Origin of the sequence: Paenibacillus oryzisoli, assembly GCF_050467285.1 — a bacterium.
Classification (GTDB): Bacteria; Bacillota; Bacilli; order Paenibacillales; family NBRC-103111; genus Paenibacillus_E; species Paenibacillus_E oryzisoli_A.
Genome location: NZ_JBCMUN010000006.1, coordinates 775,302 through 792,540 on the forward strand (window position 1 = coordinate 775,302; position 17,239 = coordinate 792,540).

The 17,239-nt window shown below is 52.6% G+C and carries 10 protein-coding genes and 1 pseudogene; 10 read left to right on the forward strand and 1 reads right to left on the reverse strand.

Features of this window, described 5'->3' with window-relative positions:
• Window positions 1-71 precede the first annotated feature (71 nt).
• From ABE504_RS12165 to cysI, 6 genes are all read left to right on the forward strand, one after another.
• The gene (locus ABE504_RS12165) at window positions 72-1,817 is read left to right on the forward strand and encodes a sensor histidine kinase (RefSeq protein WP_430088489.1); all 1,746 of its coding nucleotides are present in this window, start codon (window positions 72-74) and stop codon (window positions 1,815-1,817) included.
• An 80-nt stretch (window positions 1,818-1,897) separates the two neighbouring features.
• Window positions 1,898-2,164 (forward strand): late competence development ComFB family protein, encoded by a 267-nt coding sequence (locus ABE504_RS12170; protein ID WP_430088491.1) that lies wholly within the window; start codon window positions 1,898-1,900, stop codon window positions 2,162-2,164.
• 240 nt (window positions 2,165-2,404) lie between these two features.
• On the forward strand, window positions 2,405-2,572 hold the full coding sequence (locus ABE504_RS12175; RefSeq protein WP_430088493.1) for a hypothetical protein: 168 nt from the start codon (window positions 2,405-2,407) through the stop codon (window positions 2,570-2,572).
• The gene (gene sda, locus ABE504_RS12180) at window positions 2,565-2,732 is read left to right on the forward strand and encodes a sporulation histidine kinase inhibitor Sda (RefSeq protein ID WP_430088494.1); all 168 of its coding nucleotides are present in this window, start codon (window positions 2,565-2,567) and stop codon (window positions 2,730-2,732) included. The genes ABE504_RS12175 and sda overlap by 8 nt, the downstream gene beginning before the upstream one ends.
• Window positions 2,733-2,993: 261 nt before the next feature.
• Window positions 2,994-4,823, forward strand: a complete 1,830-nt coding sequence (locus ABE504_RS12185) for an assimilatory sulfite reductase (NADPH) flavoprotein subunit (RefSeq protein WP_430088496.1) — start codon at window positions 2,994-2,996, stop codon at window positions 4,821-4,823.
• Between the two features lie 46 nt (window positions 4,824-4,869).
• Window positions 4,870-6,591: an assimilatory sulfite reductase (NADPH) hemoprotein subunit gene (gene cysI / locus ABE504_RS12190; RefSeq protein WP_430088498.1), complete on the forward strand. Its 1,722-nt coding sequence runs from the start codon at window positions 4,870-4,872 to the stop codon at window positions 6,589-6,591.
• 454 nt (window positions 6,592-7,045) lie between these two features.
• Here the strand turns inward: cysI and ABE504_RS12195 are convergent, their stop codons facing one another.
• Window positions 7,046-8,341 (reverse strand): PASTA domain-containing protein, encoded by a 1,296-nt coding sequence (locus ABE504_RS12195; protein ID WP_430088500.1) that lies wholly within the window; start codon window positions 8,339-8,341, stop codon window positions 7,046-7,048.
• Window positions 8,342-9,027: 686 nt separating this feature from the next.
• Between ABE504_RS12195 and ABE504_RS12200 the strand changes: the two genes are divergently transcribed.
• The 4 genes and pseudogenes from ABE504_RS12200 to ABE504_RS12215 all read left to right on the forward strand — a co-directional run bounded on the left by ABE504_RS12200 (window position 9,028) and on the right by ABE504_RS12215 (window position 17,233).
• Entirely contained in the window at window positions 9,028-10,674 is a 1,647-nt protein-coding gene (locus ABE504_RS12200) for a hydroxysqualene dehydroxylase (RefSeq protein WP_430088502.1), read from the forward strand.
• A gap of 38 nt (window positions 10,675-10,712) precedes the next feature.
• Window positions 10,713-15,401, forward strand: a pseudogene (locus ABE504_RS12205) (AAA family ATPase); the annotation flags it as partial.
• Window positions 15,402-15,404: 3 nt separating this feature from the next.
• A complete protein-coding gene (locus ABE504_RS12210) occupies window positions 15,405-15,908 on the forward strand; it encodes a sensor histidine kinase (protein ID WP_430088704.1) in 504 nt (167 codons plus the stop codon).
• Between the two features lie 158 nt (window positions 15,909-16,066).
• The gene (locus ABE504_RS12215; RefSeq protein ID WP_430088504.1) at window positions 16,067-17,233 is read left to right on the forward strand and encodes an iron-containing alcohol dehydrogenase; all 1,167 of its coding nucleotides are present in this window, start codon (window positions 16,067-16,069) and stop codon (window positions 17,231-17,233) included.
• Window positions 17,234-17,239 lie beyond the last annotated feature (6 nt).

A 17,239-nucleotide genomic window follows, 5' to 3' on the forward strand; every position in this document is an offset into this window, starting at 1 on the left:
GGCTGCATAAAGGCTGCATACTTGAGAAATTCGTAATATTTAACATACAACAAAGGACTGTTGATTACTTCATGAGAACGAACAGAAGCGTCATTTATGTCACCTTCATTATTGTGATTTTGCTCTTGATCACCAACAATACGTCGTATTACTGGTACACCAAATCGCTCTTGACGCAAGCGTTGGCGGACAGGATGGAATCCACGGCCAATCAGATTCGAACGTCCATCGAGCAAGCGGAGGAAGGATCGTTTTTCGTCGAGGATATGATCGGCGAGCAGCTGCGATCCGCGGCTATTTTTGCGAAAAGCCAGCTCGATCCCGATTGGCACAACGTGACGAACGAACAGCTCGCCGCGCTGGCCAAAGAAGCCGATGTGAGCGGGTATTCGCTCATGACGCGCAGCGGCCAAGGGGACGACATCATGGTCGGCAGGTCGTCAGAGCCCAAAGAGCTCACGATTACGAGCACGATTGCGTTCGGCTATTGGTTTACCGCTTTTGACCAACTGCTGAAGAATCATCAGGTGACGATTCCCGAAGGCCAGAAGCTGCCCAATTTCTGGTCGGGCATTTATGAAGTGCCGGCATCCGGCTCCAGCGATGTCAGCAAATTCGGTTATTTTTACGATGGAACCGGCAATTATTTGATCTGTGTCTTTGTGAACGCGGATAAAATTCAAACGTTCAAAAATATCGTCGGCGCCGACACGGTGATGAAAAAAACGCTTGCGAATAACCCGGACATCTTGGAAATCGCAGGCCTCAACGGCGTAACCTTCGGTACAGAGCCGAAGGAATATAAGGGAATGGACGGCACGACCTTTGTTTCCATCTATGACCGCCCGGTGCTGTACGGCACGTACACGATGCCAACGCCGGATGATCAGGCAAACTATCGGAAATCGATTGATACAGGCAAGCCGGTGAGCGTGGTGGAGCATTGGAACGGCAAGCCGATCTTGAAAACTTTTGTCTACGTTCCCGTCAAGAAAGTGATGGAAGTCCAGCGTGAAATGCCCTTTGTCATCTCCATCGTAACGGACTATCAATCCATTGAAAATACGCTCCAAAAGCAATTGATTCAATTGGCTTTACTCATCATCTTTTTCACGCTGTTCAGTTTGGCGCTTCTTTATTTCATCTTCCGCTTTGTTGCGAAAAGCCGCGAGACAGCCGTTCAAACCACGCAAGAGATGTATATTCAAAATGTGGATCTGATGTTTGCGACGATTCGCAGCCAGCGTCACGATTTCCTGAATCACGTGCAGACGCTGTACGCCATGATTTCCAAAGGGAAAAAGGAAGATCAGATGCGGTATATGAAAGAGTTGATCGAAGAGATCAATGAGGTGAACGACATTATCCGAATCGGGCAACCGGCGATCGCTGCGCTGATTCAAGCGAAAATCGCGATTGCGATGCACACGAAAACGGTGTTCAACTACCAATTTACGGGCATGGACGAGCTCTCGCTCGGGGTGAAGTCGGTGGATATTGTGAAAATTTTGGGCAATCTCATCGACAATGCGTTTGACGAAACAGCGATGCTCCCCGTGGAAGATCGGATCGTTGCTGTGCACGGGTGGACAGAGGACGGCTTTATGAAATTTTCCGTGTCGAATCCGATCAGACCGAATCATGCTCCTGATTTCAAACAGCTGTTTGCGATCGGCTACAGCTCCAAAGGCGGCGGCGATCATCAGGGGCTTGGTCTTCCAGTCGTGAAAGAGCGTGTTGAATACTACCGCGGATCGATTGACGTCTCGATTCAAGACGGCTACATCATTTTTCAGATTTCGATTCCGATGCAATAATGCATACGCATGTCAGCTTTTTCTATCTTTTGGTTTCGGGTATAATAAATCGTATATGTTCCTAGAAGGGGCTGGTCATCGTGGTCGTCTACAATGCTATGGAAACGGTAGTGAATCGGATGTTTGAAGAGTTTCAGAAAACGTTCGAAATGTCCTGTGACTGCCAAATTTGCCGGGAGGATGTGCTGGCGATTGCGCTCAACAAGATTCCTCCGCGGTATACTTCGAGTGAAAAAGGCCTTTTGTTCGTAAAAGGCGAGTATATTAGTCCGCAGTTGCAGTCCGATATTATGCGGGAATTGCTGGCGGCTGCGACCGTCGTTGCGCAAAATCGGCATCATGTCTAATGCGGAGCTTTAAACCTGAAAACCTTCTGTCGTTTGCTGTCAAACGGCCGGAAGGTTTTTGTTTTTCGGTCAGGACGGTAGAGGCTTCGGACCTAATCTTGGGAGAATGCAAAAAAAATACACATGTTTGAAAGGGAGGCAGGGAAGGAATGCAAAAAAAATTGCGCTGTTATTCCGCCCTCTTCACGTTAAGATAGAGATAACAATTTTCCAGATTAATGAAAATCAGGAGGGGATCATGTGAAAACGGAACAGTTAAACCTCTTTATTGATTCGGTTTTACCTGAAGTTGTTCTGCAAACTTATGGGAATATAAGCTTGCCCTCCGATGAACAAATTCAGCAATCGATGAAAAAAATGATGTTCATGCTCGAATCCAAACAGAAATGGAACATGCGCAATGAATGATCAGGACAATCTCAAATCATTTAGCACGGACACACTTGTCGACGCTTATATAAATGCAAGCCGAATGAACATGAGCAAAGAGTTTTTAACGTTGCTGCTGGATGAAATTCAAGCTCGTAAATCGAGCTTTTTTCAGGAGAGTCTGGAAGGGACCTCCTAAAATGTGCGGAGATGAGGGCAAGAGTTCCAAACATGAGCCTTTACAAAGAGCAAACAGGCATTCTGTTTGTTCGATTGTGAAGGTTTTTTTCTTTTTTCTGGGAAAATAAAGCGTATTCGTGTATATATCAATAACCCTTATAAGTCTCATAAGACGAATCTAATTGACCTGCCAGTCGCACTGTGTTAGTTTTCATAAGAAGAATAAAATTGTGCGCGAAATATGTCATTCTATCACTACATGCTAATGAGGTGGATTTTGTTGGAACTTCAAGTCGTAAACAGCCCTTTTACCCAAGAGCAAGTCGAATTGCTCAATCGTCTTCTACCTACACTAACCGACAATCAACGCAGTTGGCTTAGCGGATATTTGACCGCTACGCAAGGGACGCAAGCCCTATCGGCGCCTGGGGCAGCTCCCGCTGCGATCCCGACACCGGCAAGCGCGCCGACAGCCGTTTCCAAGGACGTCACGATCCTCTTCGGGTCCCAGACTGGAAACTCGCACGGATTAGCGAAGAAGCTGGCGAAAAAACTGCAAGATCAATCGTTCCAAGTGACGCTCTCCTCCATGAGCGATTTCAAAACGAACAATTTGAAAAAAGTGACGAACCTGCTGATGGTCGTCTCCACGCATGGGGAAGGCGAACCGCCGGATAATGCGATTTCGTTCTATGAATTCCTGCACAGCAAGCGCGCGCCCCAATTGGAAGGCGCACGCTACGCGGTGCTGTCCCTTGGCGATACGTCCTACGAATTCTTCTGCCAGACGGGCAAAGATTTTGATAAACGTCTTCAAGAGCTTGGCGCGAAGCCGCTCGCGGAACGCGTTGATTGCGACGTTGACTTCGATGAGCCGGCAGCGGCTTGGATGGGCAGCGTTCTGAACGCCCTGCAATCCGCATCGGCATCCGGTGCTTCCGTTTCCAGCGGTGCAACCGCAGCAGCCGAAAGCGCTGGGGAATCCGAGTATTCCAGAACGAACCCGTTCCAAGCGGAAATTTTGGAAAACTTGAACTTGAACGGCCGCGGCTCTGACCGCGAAACCCGCCACGTCGAGATTTCCCTCGAGGGCTCGGGCCTGCAATATGAGCCGGGAGACAGCCTTGGCGTGTATCCGGAAAATCATCCTCGTCTTGTCGAAGAGATCATCCAGGCGTTGGGTTACAACGCAGATGATCAAGTCGCTGTGAAAAATGGCGAGACGCGCACACTGCGCGAAGCGCTGCTCCGCAACTTTGAAATTACCGTGCTGACGAAGCCGCTGCTTGAGCAGCTTGCGAAACTGTCGGGCAATAGCGATCTGCAAGAGCTGGTTGCTGCTGGCAACGAGCAGGAACTCAAAGCTTATACGACGAATCGCGATCTGCTTGATCTCGTGCAAGACTATCCGCTTTCCGGTGTGAAAGCTGCCGATTTCGTTGCAGCGCTGCGCAAAATGCCGGCGCGTCTGTACTCGATCTCCAGCTCTTCGAAGGCTTCGCCGGATGAAGTGCACATCACGGTTCGCGCTGTACGCTACGAAGCGAATGGACGCAACCGTTACGGCGTCGCTTCGGTTCACTTGGCGGAGCGCGTGCAAGCAGGGGCGGCAGTTCCGGTATACATTCAAAACAACCCGAACTTCAAGCTGCCGGCTGAGGGCGATACGCCGCTGATTATGATCGGACCTGGCACAGGCGTAGCACCGTTCAGATCGTTCCTCGCCGAGCGCGAAGAAACGGGTGCGGAAGGCAAAACTTGGCTGTTCTACGGAGACCAACACTTCTCCACGGACTTCTTATATCAAATCGAATGGCAGCGCTGGCTCAAAGACGGTGTCTTGACGAAGCTGGATGTTGCATTCTCACGCGATACGGATCAAAAAGTATACGTTCAGCACCGCATGCTGGAAAACAGCCGCGAGCTGTATGAATGGCTGGAAGCGGGCGCAGCGGTCTACATCTGCGGCGACGAGAAGAAGATGGCGCACGATGTACACGCAGCCCTGCTGACGATCATTGAAAAAGAAGGCGGCAAGAGCAAAGAAGAAGCCGCTGCCTACATGGCTGCGCTGCAGCAGCAAAAACGTTACCAACGCGATGTTTACTAGGTAGGGCTTTAAGGGTAGCCCTGAGGGTACGAGAGGAGAAGGCAACATGTCAGAGAACAATTTACTATCGAAGAACAGCGCGCCGCACAGCGATGTCGAAGCCATTAAAATTCGCAGCAACTACTTGCGCGGCAGCTTGGTAGAAACGCTTCAAGACCGTATCACAGGTTCGATTCCAGAGGATGACAACCGGTTGATGAAATTCCACGGCAGCTACATGCAGGATGATCGTGACTTGCGGAACGAGCGTCAGAAGCAGAAGCTTGAGCCTGCGTATCAATTCATGCTGCGCGTACGCGCGGCTGGCGGGGTTGTAACGTCGGATCAATGGCTGATGATGGATCGCATTGCACAGAGCTATGGAAGCGGCACAATTCGTTTGACAACGCGTCAATCGTTCCAATTGCACGGCGTTCTGAAATGGAACATGAAGAAAACGATTCAAGAAGTGAACGCCGCTTTGCTGAGCACGCTTGCGGCTTGCGGTGACGTGAACCGTAACGTCATGTGCAACCCGAATCCGCACCAATCTGAGATTCACGGCGAAGTGTACGAATGGGCGAACAAAATCAGCGCCCACCTCGATCCGCACACGAGAGCGTATCATGAAATCTGGCTGGACGAAGAGAAAGTGATCGACAGCCGTTCCGAAGAAGAGCAAGAACCGATTTACGGCAAAGTGTACCTGCCTCGGAAATTTAAAATCGGGATCGCCGTCCCTCCATCGAACGACGTTGACGTGTTCTCGCAGGATCTAGGCTATATTGCCATCGTCGAGAACGGCAAACTGGTCGGCTTCAACGTAAGCGTTGGCGGCGGCATGGGGATGTCCCACGGCGACACCAAAACGTATCCGCAAGTCGCTCAAGTCATCGGCTTCTGTACACCAGAGCAAGTGATTGACATTGCGGAGAAAACAGTGACGATTCAGCGCGATTACGGAGATCGCTCCGTACGTAAGCATGCGCGTTTCAAATATACGATCGACGATCGCGGCATCGACTGGTTCATCGGTGAGCTGCACGCGCGTCTTGGTTGGCAGCTGGAAGCGCCTCGCGCGTACCACTTCGACAACAACGGCGACCGTTACGGTTGGGTGAAGGGCGCCAATGGCAAATGGCACTTCACGCTGTTCATCCAGAACGGCCGTATCAAAGATGACGGCAGCTACCGCTTGATGACGGGCTTGCGCGAAATTGCCAAAATCCATAACGGCGATTTCCGTCTGACGTCCAACCAGAACTTGATCATCGGCAACATCAGCGCCCAGAAGAAAAAGAAAGTCGAAGAGATGATTGCTGAGTACGGCTTGACGGACGGCATGCACTACTCCGCGCTGCGCAGAAGCTCGATGGCTTGCGTCGCCTTGCCGACTTGCGGTCTGGCGATGGCGGAGTCCGAGCGCTACCTGCCTTCGCTGATCGACAAAATCGAGCCGTTGCTCGAAGAAAACGGTCTTCGCGACGAAGAAATCGTCATCCGGATGACCGGCTGCCCGAACGGGTGCGCGCGTCCGATGCTGGCGGAGCTTTCGTTCATCGGGAAAGCCGCAGGCAAGTACAACATGTACCTGGGCGGCGCCCATAACGGAAGCCGCTTGAACAAAATGTACAAAGAAAATATCGGCGAAGCGGAAATTATGGATTCTCTGCGCACAATTATTCCTCACTATGCGAAAGAGCGCAACAAAGGCGAGCACTTCGGTGACTTTGTGATCCGCGCCGGCTATGTGAAAGAAGTGCGTTCCGGTCAAGATTTCCACGCTTAAATGCAAAGAAGCTTTGCAGCCCCTTCGGGGGCGGCAAGGCTTTTTTTTTCTTGTTGGAACGTATTGCTACAGGTGCCTATAGAGAGGGGATGGCTGGCGAGTTCCTCCTTTAATTCCAAGAATCCTAGCTGCACCCAGCCTCTATCTGGGTCTGTGACTAAAGCGCTTCCCGCGCACAGCTCAACTGGAATTTCTCCATTACGTTTCGCCCAAATAGCGACTTTCACCATCGTGAACTGGAAAAATGCCAGTTCATTTCAGCCTTTTCCGCCAATATCGGGCAAAATCGTATAAATGAGCTGGAGAAATTCCAGTTCACATGTCAACTGCCGCGAGATAGTTGATTATGAACTGGAGGAATTCCAGTTGAACCGTCTAGGTGGATCGAATTACCCGCAAAATGGCCGAAAAAGCCTGCACAATATCATGCAGGCTTGCTGATAAACCGCTCACGCTACGGGCTGCCCTTGCTTACCCAGAAGATGACGTTGTCGCCCTGGAAGCCGTCAGTGCCCGGCTGCGGGTCTTGCCGGATGACGGTGCCCTGCGGTTTGGCGTCGTCGACAAGGAAGTACTTATAATGCAGCCCGGCTTCCAGCGCCATCTCTTCGGCGCCTGCCTGCATTTTGCCGACGAGGTTCGGTACAATCGTTTTGTCGCCGGGCTGCTTGACGGAGGCTTCGCTCGCCTTCGGCGTCGGCGTTGTCGACGGCGTGATCACGACCGTCGCCGCTGTCGCCGAAGGCGGCGGGGTGATGGTTTTGTCGCTTTTCTCCGAAGCGGAAGGCCACACCGCCCACACGACGGCGGCGCTGACGAGAAAAGTGGCCGCCGAGACGGCGCCGACCTTCCAACCGGCGCGCGACGGCGTCTCGCTGCGGGCCGGCTCCTGCGCGGCCGTACGCCGCGGCAGGCCGCGCACAATCGTCCGATGCTCGACATCGTCGTCATCGTCCTGCCCGGCGGCCGTCTGCGCCGGCATCACCGGCACCATGCGCCGCGGTGCGCTGTCGGCGGCCGCCGTGGCCGGCATTGCGGCACCTGCCGTGCTCTCCTCCTGCTGCACTCCCGGCAGATTGCGCAGCCCAAAGACGAGCGAGGACAGCGACGCCTGGCTCTGGCAGATGTGCTTCACAAGTCGCACGAGCTCCGCCTTCTGCTCGGTTGTCGCGCTCGGGATATGGGCGCGTTCAAGATTCGTGTGCAGTACTTCGTAAGCGTCCGAACCGGTCGCGTCCCGTGTCAGCAGGCTGACCATCAGGCGGCACAAGCCGATAGCGCCTTGATCCAGCATTTCCTCCTCGTCCCAATAATTCAGGACGGAGAGCTTGCCGCTTTCCGACAGCCATAGGTTGTCCGCGCGGACGGAAAATCCGGTAATCCGCTCTTCCAGCGCATCGAGGAGAGAGACGCCGAGATCGCTGATCATGGCTGTGACGACCTGATACGTCCAGCGCTTTTGCCCAATTTGCGAAGACAGCAGGGAGCCGTTTCTGGCTTGGAGTACGATGTTGACGGCGTGCTCGGAAACGGACGTGTCCAATATATGATGAAAGCCGTCGTGAATGAAGGCAGCTTTATGGTGAAGCGTTTGTATGTAATCTACGCCGCGGCTCCCGGCAGGAAGCGTGATTTGATATAGCAGCACAGTGCGATTCAGATAAACATCCTCACCAAATTGAAGAGTTCCATGAGGGAGCGTGGCGATATGTTCGCGCGTCACGTACCGTGTATCAAACTGATCTGGCATGGAAAGTTCATCCTCTCTTTTTAGCAGGTTAGGAAATCCCCTTTTATTATATAGGATTCGAAGGGAATAAGGAATTTCGGGATTGGAATTAGGTAAAATGACATAAGTCAGTTGATTTTTTTTGTTGAAAATGATCAAAATGGTTCGAATCGAAGGTGATTTCCCCGATTTCATAGTAAGATGTTGCCATTATCGCAAATAGAGAGAAGCGCTGCCCATCAGTTTTATCTTTCCTTTGATCTGACAGTATCCAAGGATGATTGGCCGGGCTGCAGCAAGGAGCTGCCGTACAAGGTACGGTTGCGGGAAGTCAGCAGATTTCCGCTATCGTGGAGCAGTGGAAAGCGATTCAAGCGAGCGGAGAGGGAATGAGTCAAAATTATTAGGAACTGCAGCATCCGCAAATGGAACTGCAGATTCAAGCTTTCATCTGCCTAACCTTATTCACTTTACTGTACACTACTTCCCGCAATTTTGGAATCTTCTTGAGAAATTGGAGACGAAAGGCGTCCAGTTTAGGCAATAGGAATTACTTGTCCCGCATTCTTCTATACCTTCCATCCCTGTCACGGGGGATGGGAGGTTTTTTTCTATCTTTTTACCCGTCATATCTATGATTCGAAAGTCCTGAATGGTATGATAGATTCAGTTATTTTTACAAAAAGCACCAAATCGAAAGGGGAATTATGTTGAAAAAGGTCGCAATTTTAGGTGGCGGGGTTGCTGGATTAAGCGCTGCGCACGAGCTTATTACGAGAGGTTACGATGTATCGGTTTACGAGTTTAAGAGCATTCCGGGCGGTAAGGCGCGGAGCATGCCGTATACAGGAAGCGGTGTGGGCGGCCGCAGAGATTTGCCGGGAGAGCACGGCTTCCGATTGTTTCCGCGATTTTATCGCCATGTCATTGATACGTTAAAAAATATTCCCTACGGGGACGGAACGGTGTATGATAATTTACAGGAAGTGACACGTCTGGATATTGCGACGTATACGGCGCCGCTCCTGCCGCTGCTGGCCAAGGTCGAGTTCAGTATCGAGAACTTTCTGGTCGTGCTCAAGGATATTTTTGATAACGGCTTAGGTCTTACAAGCAGCGATGTGGAACAGTACGGCAAGAAGCTGTGGCAGATTATGACAAGCTGCGAAGAGCGGATTCGCGAAGAATACAACGACATCGACTGGTGGACGTTTATTCAGGCGGAGCAGCAATCGGAGGCGTTCCAGAAAATTTTTGCCGGCTTCACCAAGACGCTTGTCGCCTGCCAGTCCAAAGTAGCGAATACGCAAACTGTCGGCCCGGTTGCGACGCAAATGACGTTCGATATTACGACGCCGGGCATGTCTTTCGTGCGTTTGTTGAATGGTCCGACGAACGACAAGTGGATTTATCCGTGGTTGACGTTCTTGCAGGATCGCGGCGTGAAGTATCATCTGAATGCCAAAGTGGAGCGCATTACGTGCGAAAGCGGCATGATTCAAAGTGCGACCATTATGAAAGATGGCGAAACGTTCGATGTTGAAGCCGATTACTATATTTGCGCGTTCCCGGTAGAAGTGATGGGCACGTTTATTACAGACAGCATGCTGGAGGCGGCTCCGTCGCTGAAAGGTGTTCAGCAATTGATGGATTCCGTCGCCTGGATGAACGGGATTCAGTTCTACATGAACAAAGACATAACGATTACGCACGGCCATGTGATTTATTTGGACGCGCCGTGGTCTTTAACGTCGGTTTCGCAGAAGCAGTTTTGGCCGAATGTGAACCTTAGCGAATACGGAGACGGCATGGTCAAAGGTGTTTTGTCCGTCGATATTTCCGATTGGAACACGCCGGGCATTCTGTACGGCAAGCCGGCCATGTACTGTACGCCGGAGGAAATCAAGGAAGAAGTCTGGGCGCAAATGAAGAAGAGCCTCAATGTGGACGGTGCGGTCATTTTGGAGGACAGTGTTCTTCATTCCTGGTTCCTGGATACCGATATACAATTTAGCAATCCGGAAGGCGCATGCTCCAACATGGAGCCGCTGCTGATCAACCGCGTCGGCACCTGGGATCTTCGTCCCGAAGCGTATACCGAGATTCCCAACCTGTTCCTGGCGGCGGATTACGTTCGCACGAACACGAACCTGGCGACGATGGAAGGCGCGAACGAAGCGGCTAGACGAGCGGTGAATGCGATTCTGAAACAGGATGATTCCCAAGAGAAGCCTTGTGAAATCTGGGAGATGTACCAATTCGACAAAGGGCTGCTGACAGCCTTGAAATTGTATCAGCACCATGACAAGAAGCGATTTGAGAAAGGCCTTCCTTGGAACGGAGAACTCCTCTAACGCTTCGGGCGGCAGCAAGATTTCAGTAGGAGGGTTTTATGTTAATTTTGCCGGAATACGAGCTGATCAGACAACTCTATCAGGGCGAGCGTACGGTTATTTATCGCGCTGTACATAAGGTTACGCAGGAAAAAGTTATTGTCAAAACGTTCCGTTCCGATTATCCGCTCGCTGCCGATCTGGCAAGACTGAAGCGCGAGTTCGAGATTGGCACTATGCTTGATATTCCCGGCGTCGTCAAACCGATTGCGCTGCCCAAATATCAAAATAATATGGCGCTGGTCTTGGAGGATATGGAAGGCGAACCGTTAACTGCGTATTTGCCTTCGTTCCGGCAGTCGCTCACGGCGTTCTTGGCGGCTGCGATCCAGCTTGCCAAAATCGTCGGGGATATTCACCAACGTTATGTCATACATAAAGATATTAAGCCAAGCAATATCATCTACAACCGCGACAAGCAGTTGCTCAAGCTAGGCGACTTCAGCATTTCCTCCCTGACGCGCGAGCGTCAGGAGATGCTGGACCCGATGCTGCTCGAGGGAACGCTCAGCTATATGTCCCCGGAGCAGACGGGCCGCATGAACCGGATCATCGATTACCGGACAGATTACTACTCACTCGGCGTTACGTTCTATGAGATGCTGACGGGCCGGCTTCCTTTTCAAACAGAGGATCCGGTTGAGTTGATTCACTGCCATTTTGCCGTGACGCCTGCGCCGCCGGCGAGCCTGCGCATGGGTATTCCGAAGCCTGTCTCGGACATTGTCATGAAGCTGTTGGCGAAGAATGCCGAGGACCGCTACCAGAGCGCTTACGGCATCATTCAGGATTTGGAGCACTGCCTGATGCTGGTGAACGCCGGTGAGGAATTGCAAGAATTCACAGTGGGTCTCTATGATATGACCGACATGTTCCAGATTCCGCAGGGCTTGATCGGGCGCTCCTCCGAGATCGACAAGCTGATGCAGGCGTACGACCGGTCCGTTCATGGCCCGTTGGAAGCCGTCTGGGTGACGGGGGAGTCGGGTTTTGGCAAAACGTTTCTGATCGCCGAGACGATGAAGACGCTGATGAAGGACAGCGGTTGGTTCATTTCCGGCCGATTCGAGCCGAACAAGCAGCATGTGTCCTACCATGCGCTGACGAGAGCGCTGCGGGAGCTGGCGCGCCAGCTGCTGACGAGCAAAGATCAGCAGCTCGCGGAGTACCGCACTTTGCTGCTCAAAGCGATCGGAACCAGCGGCAGGGTACTGACCGATCTGATTCCGGAGCTGGAGCTGCTGATCGGCGAGCAGCCACCGGCCAAGCAGCTGCCTCCGCAGGAGACACAGAATCGGCTGCACTTTTTGCTGCAGCAGTTTTTGCAAGTTTTTTGCGGGAAGGATCGGCCGATCGTGCTGTTCCTCGACGATTTGCAATGGGCGGACGCGGCTTCGCTGCATTTCCTGGATTTGCTATTGAATGATGCGCAAATGAAGCATTTCCTGTTCATCGGCTCTTATCGCCGGGAATACGATACGAATGTCCTGTCCACGCTTCGTGTGCAGCTGCTGGATAAGCTGCCGGAGCGCTTGGTGCACGAGCGGATTGCGCTGGAAGCCTGGAAAATCGAAGATGTCGGCCAGCTCGTGGCGGAATCGCTGAAAGCGGAGATTGGGCAAGTGACAGAACTGGCTCAGCTTATTCTACAGAAGACGGGTGGCAATCCGTTTTTCGTCAAGCAGTTTTTGACGGATCTGTACGAACAGGAACTCCTGACATTCAACTATGAAGCGAACCGCTGGATGTGGGATATGGCCGAAATCGAGAAGCTGCGCATTACGGACAATCTCATGTTTCTGCTCGCGGAAAAGCTGGAACGGATGCCGGCAGGCACGCAGTATATGCTGCGGATCGCGGCGTGTCTCGGCGTGTATTTTGACCTCGAGGCGCTCGGTCTTGTGATGCGGAGGCCGTTCGACCTCTTGCTGCAGGAGCTTGAAATCCCGATTCAGCACGGGCTGATCATCCCGGTAGGGACGGCGTACAAGTTCTTTAACGAGGGCGCGGGCCAGGCGGCGGCGCGGGACATCCGCTTCAACTTCGTGCATGATTCGATTCAGGAAGCGGTGTATGGTTCGATTGAAGAGGCGAAGCTCGCGGAAATGCATTTGAACATTGCGAGGACGTTGCTGGAGCAGTATACGGATGAGCAAATCGAGCAGCGGCTGTTCGAAATCGTGAACCATATGAATATGGGCTCGGATCTCGTAACGGAAGGGCAGGAGCTGCTGCAGCTGCTGGAGTACAACTATGGCGCGGGCCGTAAAGCGAAAGCGTCCAATGCCTACCGCTCGGCGATCCAGTACTTTAATAAAGCGCTGGCGCTGCTCATGCAAGTGAACAATTTGGAGCTGGCCGACCTCAGCTTTGCGATGCGATTGGATAAATCCGAGGCGCTGTATTTAAACGGACAAGCCGATGAGGCGGAAACGCTTTACGATCAGCTGCTGCTGGAGGCGAAGACGAATGAGATGCGGCTCGAAGTCTATCACCTGCTCGTCGTCTTGTATACCAATGTCGGGCAGCAGCACAAAAGCGTTAAGGTGGGACTAAAGGCGCTCGCGGAGTTTGGCATCCGGCTGCCGGAGTCGCCGAATTCGCTGAACATTTTCGCTGCCTATCTGAACGTGAAACACAAAATCGGTCGCAGAAACACGCTGCAACTGTATGATTTGCCGATAATGGAAGATAACTATCGCGCCCAAATTACGAAATTGATGATGAGCGTGGCGATTTCGGCTTATTTTGTCAATACGAACTTATTCGTCTTGTTTATGATGCATTTGACGCGGCGTGCGCTCAAGTACGGCAATACGCCGGCGATGGCTTACGTGTACGGTGCGTACGGGCTGATTCTCGGCTCGGGCTTTGGCGATTACCAGCAGGGTTATCAGTATGGCCAGCTCGGCAATCGGATGAACAATCGGTTTCAGGCGCCGGAGTATCGGTCCAAAAGCTATTTTTCGTTCGGTCTGTTCGTGACGCCGTGGGTGAAGCCGCTTCAGGTTTCGCTGGAGCATCTCCAAGAGTCGTTCCGCAGCGGGATCGAGGACGGGGATCTGGTTTTTGCCGGCTATGCGCTGACGTATCAGGTGCTCGTGAAAGATTTGCAGGGCGTTGCGCTCGCAGATATGCAGGAGGATCTCGCCAAGAGTTACCGGATTCTGGAGCAGACGAACCATCAGGACACGCTGTTCATGCTGGAAATGCTTCGGGAAGTGATTCGGAGTCTCGAGGGAAAATCGCTGAATCCGACGGTCATCGGGAATTCCGATGAGGAGGAGAAGGCGCTCGTCCGCAAGCTGGAGGTTCATCCGAACCAGGTGATTCTGCATGTGTATCATATCAAAAAAATGATGCTGAACGTGCTGTTCGGCGACTACGCGGAAGCCGTTCGCTTCGGTCAAGCCGCTGAAACGCTGCAAAGTGTTTCCTTCGGGTTGTTTCATATTCCGGAGCATTATTTGTACTACACGCTGGCGCTGGCGGCCTTGTATGAGGAAGCGACATCGTCCAGCAAGCGATGGTTTGCGAAGCAAGTGAAGAAGATGCAGCGCAAAATGGATAAATGGGCCGCAAATTGCCCAGCCAATTACTTGCACATGAGCCTGCTGATGCAGGCCGAGTGGCATCGCGTGACGGGGCATACGCTGAAGGCGGAGCAGGACTTTGAAGCTGCGATTCGGCAGGCGCGCGAGATGGGCTTTATCCAGCATGAGGCGCTGGCGTGCGAGCTGGCCGGCAAGCATTATCGTGCGGCGGGGCGCGAGAAAATCGCCAAAACGTATTTGCTTGACGCCTATTTCGGCTACCGCCACTGGGGCGCGAAGTCGAAGGCGGACGATCTCATGCTGCGCTACCCGGGCTATTTGACCGGTGTGACGGAAGAGCAGGAGTGGAGCACGACGAAGATCAGCGATTACTCGCTGCATGCGCTTGATTTTATGACGATTATGAATACGTCGCGCTCGCTATCCAGTGAAGTCAATTTGGAGCAGTTGATCAAGCGGTTGATGGAAATTGTTACTTACTCGTCGGGTGCCGAGCGCAGCTTGCTCGTGCTCAAGGATAAGGACACTTTGTATGTGGAAGCGGAAATGCTGGCAAGCAGCGGGAAAGAGTCGTGCATCGTCAGTTCGGTGGAGTTGACGACGCGGGACGATCTCCCGGCTTCGGTCATTCAGTATGTCGCGAGGCTCAAAGAGGGCGTCGTGCTCGACGATGCTGAGAATGAGGGAATGTTCACGCAGGATCCGTACATTCGACTAACGGAGAGCAAGTCTATTTTCTGCGAACCGATTCTGCATCAGGGCAATCTGGTGGGCGTGTTCTATCTGGAAAATAATCTGATTCGCAACGCGTTTACGTCGGATCGGCTCGATATTATCAAGCTGCTGTCTGCGCAGGCGGCCATTTCGATTGAGAACGCGCGTCTTTATAACGACTTGGAGTCGAAGGTCAAGGAGCGGACGAACGAGCTCATCTTGATGGAAACGTCGCGCCGAGATTTGCTCTCGAACATTTCCCACGATTTGGGGACGCCGTTGACGTCAATTCAAGGCTATGTGGAAGCGATTCTGGACGGCGTCATTCAGGAGCCGGAGGAGCAGCGCAAATATTTGTCAGTCGTGCACATGCGGATCGTCGGCATCCAGCGATTGATTACGGATCTATACCAGCTCAGCCGAATGGAGACAAAGCAGTTCCACTTCCAACTGGCGCCGACCTCCTGGCTGACGATGGTGCGTCAACTGTTTGCGAAGTACGAGCTGGATACCGCGAATGCGGGCATTACGTACACGCTGGACATTGTGCCGACGCAGGGCGAGGATTTGCTTCTGACGGTCGACCCTGATCGGATTGAGCAGGTGTATGCGAATATTATCTATAATGCGATCAAGTTTTCGCCGAGTGGCGGTTTTATCGATGTTCGCGTTGAAATCCGCGACGAGCCGTGCGAGATCTTGATTCGCGTGACGGATACCGGCGTCGGGATCAGCGAGGAGGATTTGCCGCATATTTTCGAGCGGTTCTACAAGGTGTCAAAGTCGCGCAGCAACTCGGGCGGCAGCGGGCTCGGTCTGGCGATAGCCAAGGAGATAGTCCAGTACCACGGCGGACAGATCTGGGCGGAAAGCCGCCTGGGCAAAGGCTGCAGCATTTCATTTTCGCTGCCGCTGCACCGTGTATAGGATAGAGGTGTTCGTCCCCAGTCATGTGAATGGCTGGGGATGTTTTTTGTCACGGCATGCTCGGCAGTCTCTTTACTGTGGTAACGCACCTGCTTAGTAATTTGCACAACTTATGATATACTGCTGTAGAATCAGTCATCGAAGGAGTTAGACGTACCATGCAATCTTTTCTGCAATATAATCCGACCAAGCTTTGGTTCGGTCTGGGCCAGATCGAACGGCTGCAGCAGGAGCTTGGCACACCGGGCACACGCGTGCTGCTGGTATATGGCGGCGGCAGCATTAAGCAAAACGGTGTTTACGACGCTGTGATGGAGCAGTTTGAATGGATGAAAGCGCACGTGGTTGAGCTTTCCGGGGTTGAGCCAAACCCTCGTTTGACCACTGTTCAAAAAGGGATTGCCCTCTGCCGCGAAGAGGGCATCGAGCTTATTCTGGCCGTCGGCGGAGGCAGTGTCATCGACTGCGCCAAGGCGATTTCGGTCGGTGTCTATTATGACGGCGACGTGTGGGACATTATCACGCGCAAAGCCGAAGCGACGCGCGCGCTGCCGCTTGGCACTGTATTGACGCTGGCTGCAACCGGCTCGGAAATGAACAATATCTCCGTGATTACCCACTGGGATAAAAACGAGAAACGAGGCTGGAGCTCGCCGCTGGCTTATCCAGCTTTTTCGATCCTCGACCCGATGTATACGACGACGGTTCCGCTGGATCAGACGATCTACGGCATTGTAGATATGATGTCCCATGTGTTGGAGCAATATTTTCACCGGACGGACAATGCGCCGATGATCGACCGCTATATGGAATCGACGCTGCTCACGATTATAGAAACGGCGCCGCGGCTTCTTGCCGATCTCCAAAGCTACGAGCTGCGCGAGACGATCATGTACGCCGGGACGATGGCGTTCAATGGGCAGCTCTCCTGCGGAACGGATGGCGGGGACTGGGCTTCGCATCAAATTGAGCACGGCTTGTCGGCTGTTTATGACATTCCTCACGGCGGCGGTCTGGCGGTGCTATTCCCGAATTGGATGCAGCACTGCGCAGAGGAGGATCCTTCGCGCATGGCGAAGCTCGCCATGGCGGTATTCGCCATTCAGACGGAAGGCCGAACAGAAGAGGAAGTCGCTTTTGAGGGCATTCGTGCGCTGCGCGATTTTTGGAACTCGCTGGGGGCGCCGAGCCGGCTTGCGGATTTCCAGATCAACGACAACCGCATCGAGGAGCTGGTGCATAAGTCGTTTATGAAGCCGTCCGTTGGGCAATATAAAATCATGACAAGGGAGTCGGTCAGAGACATTCTGACGCGCTCGCTATGATGAAAT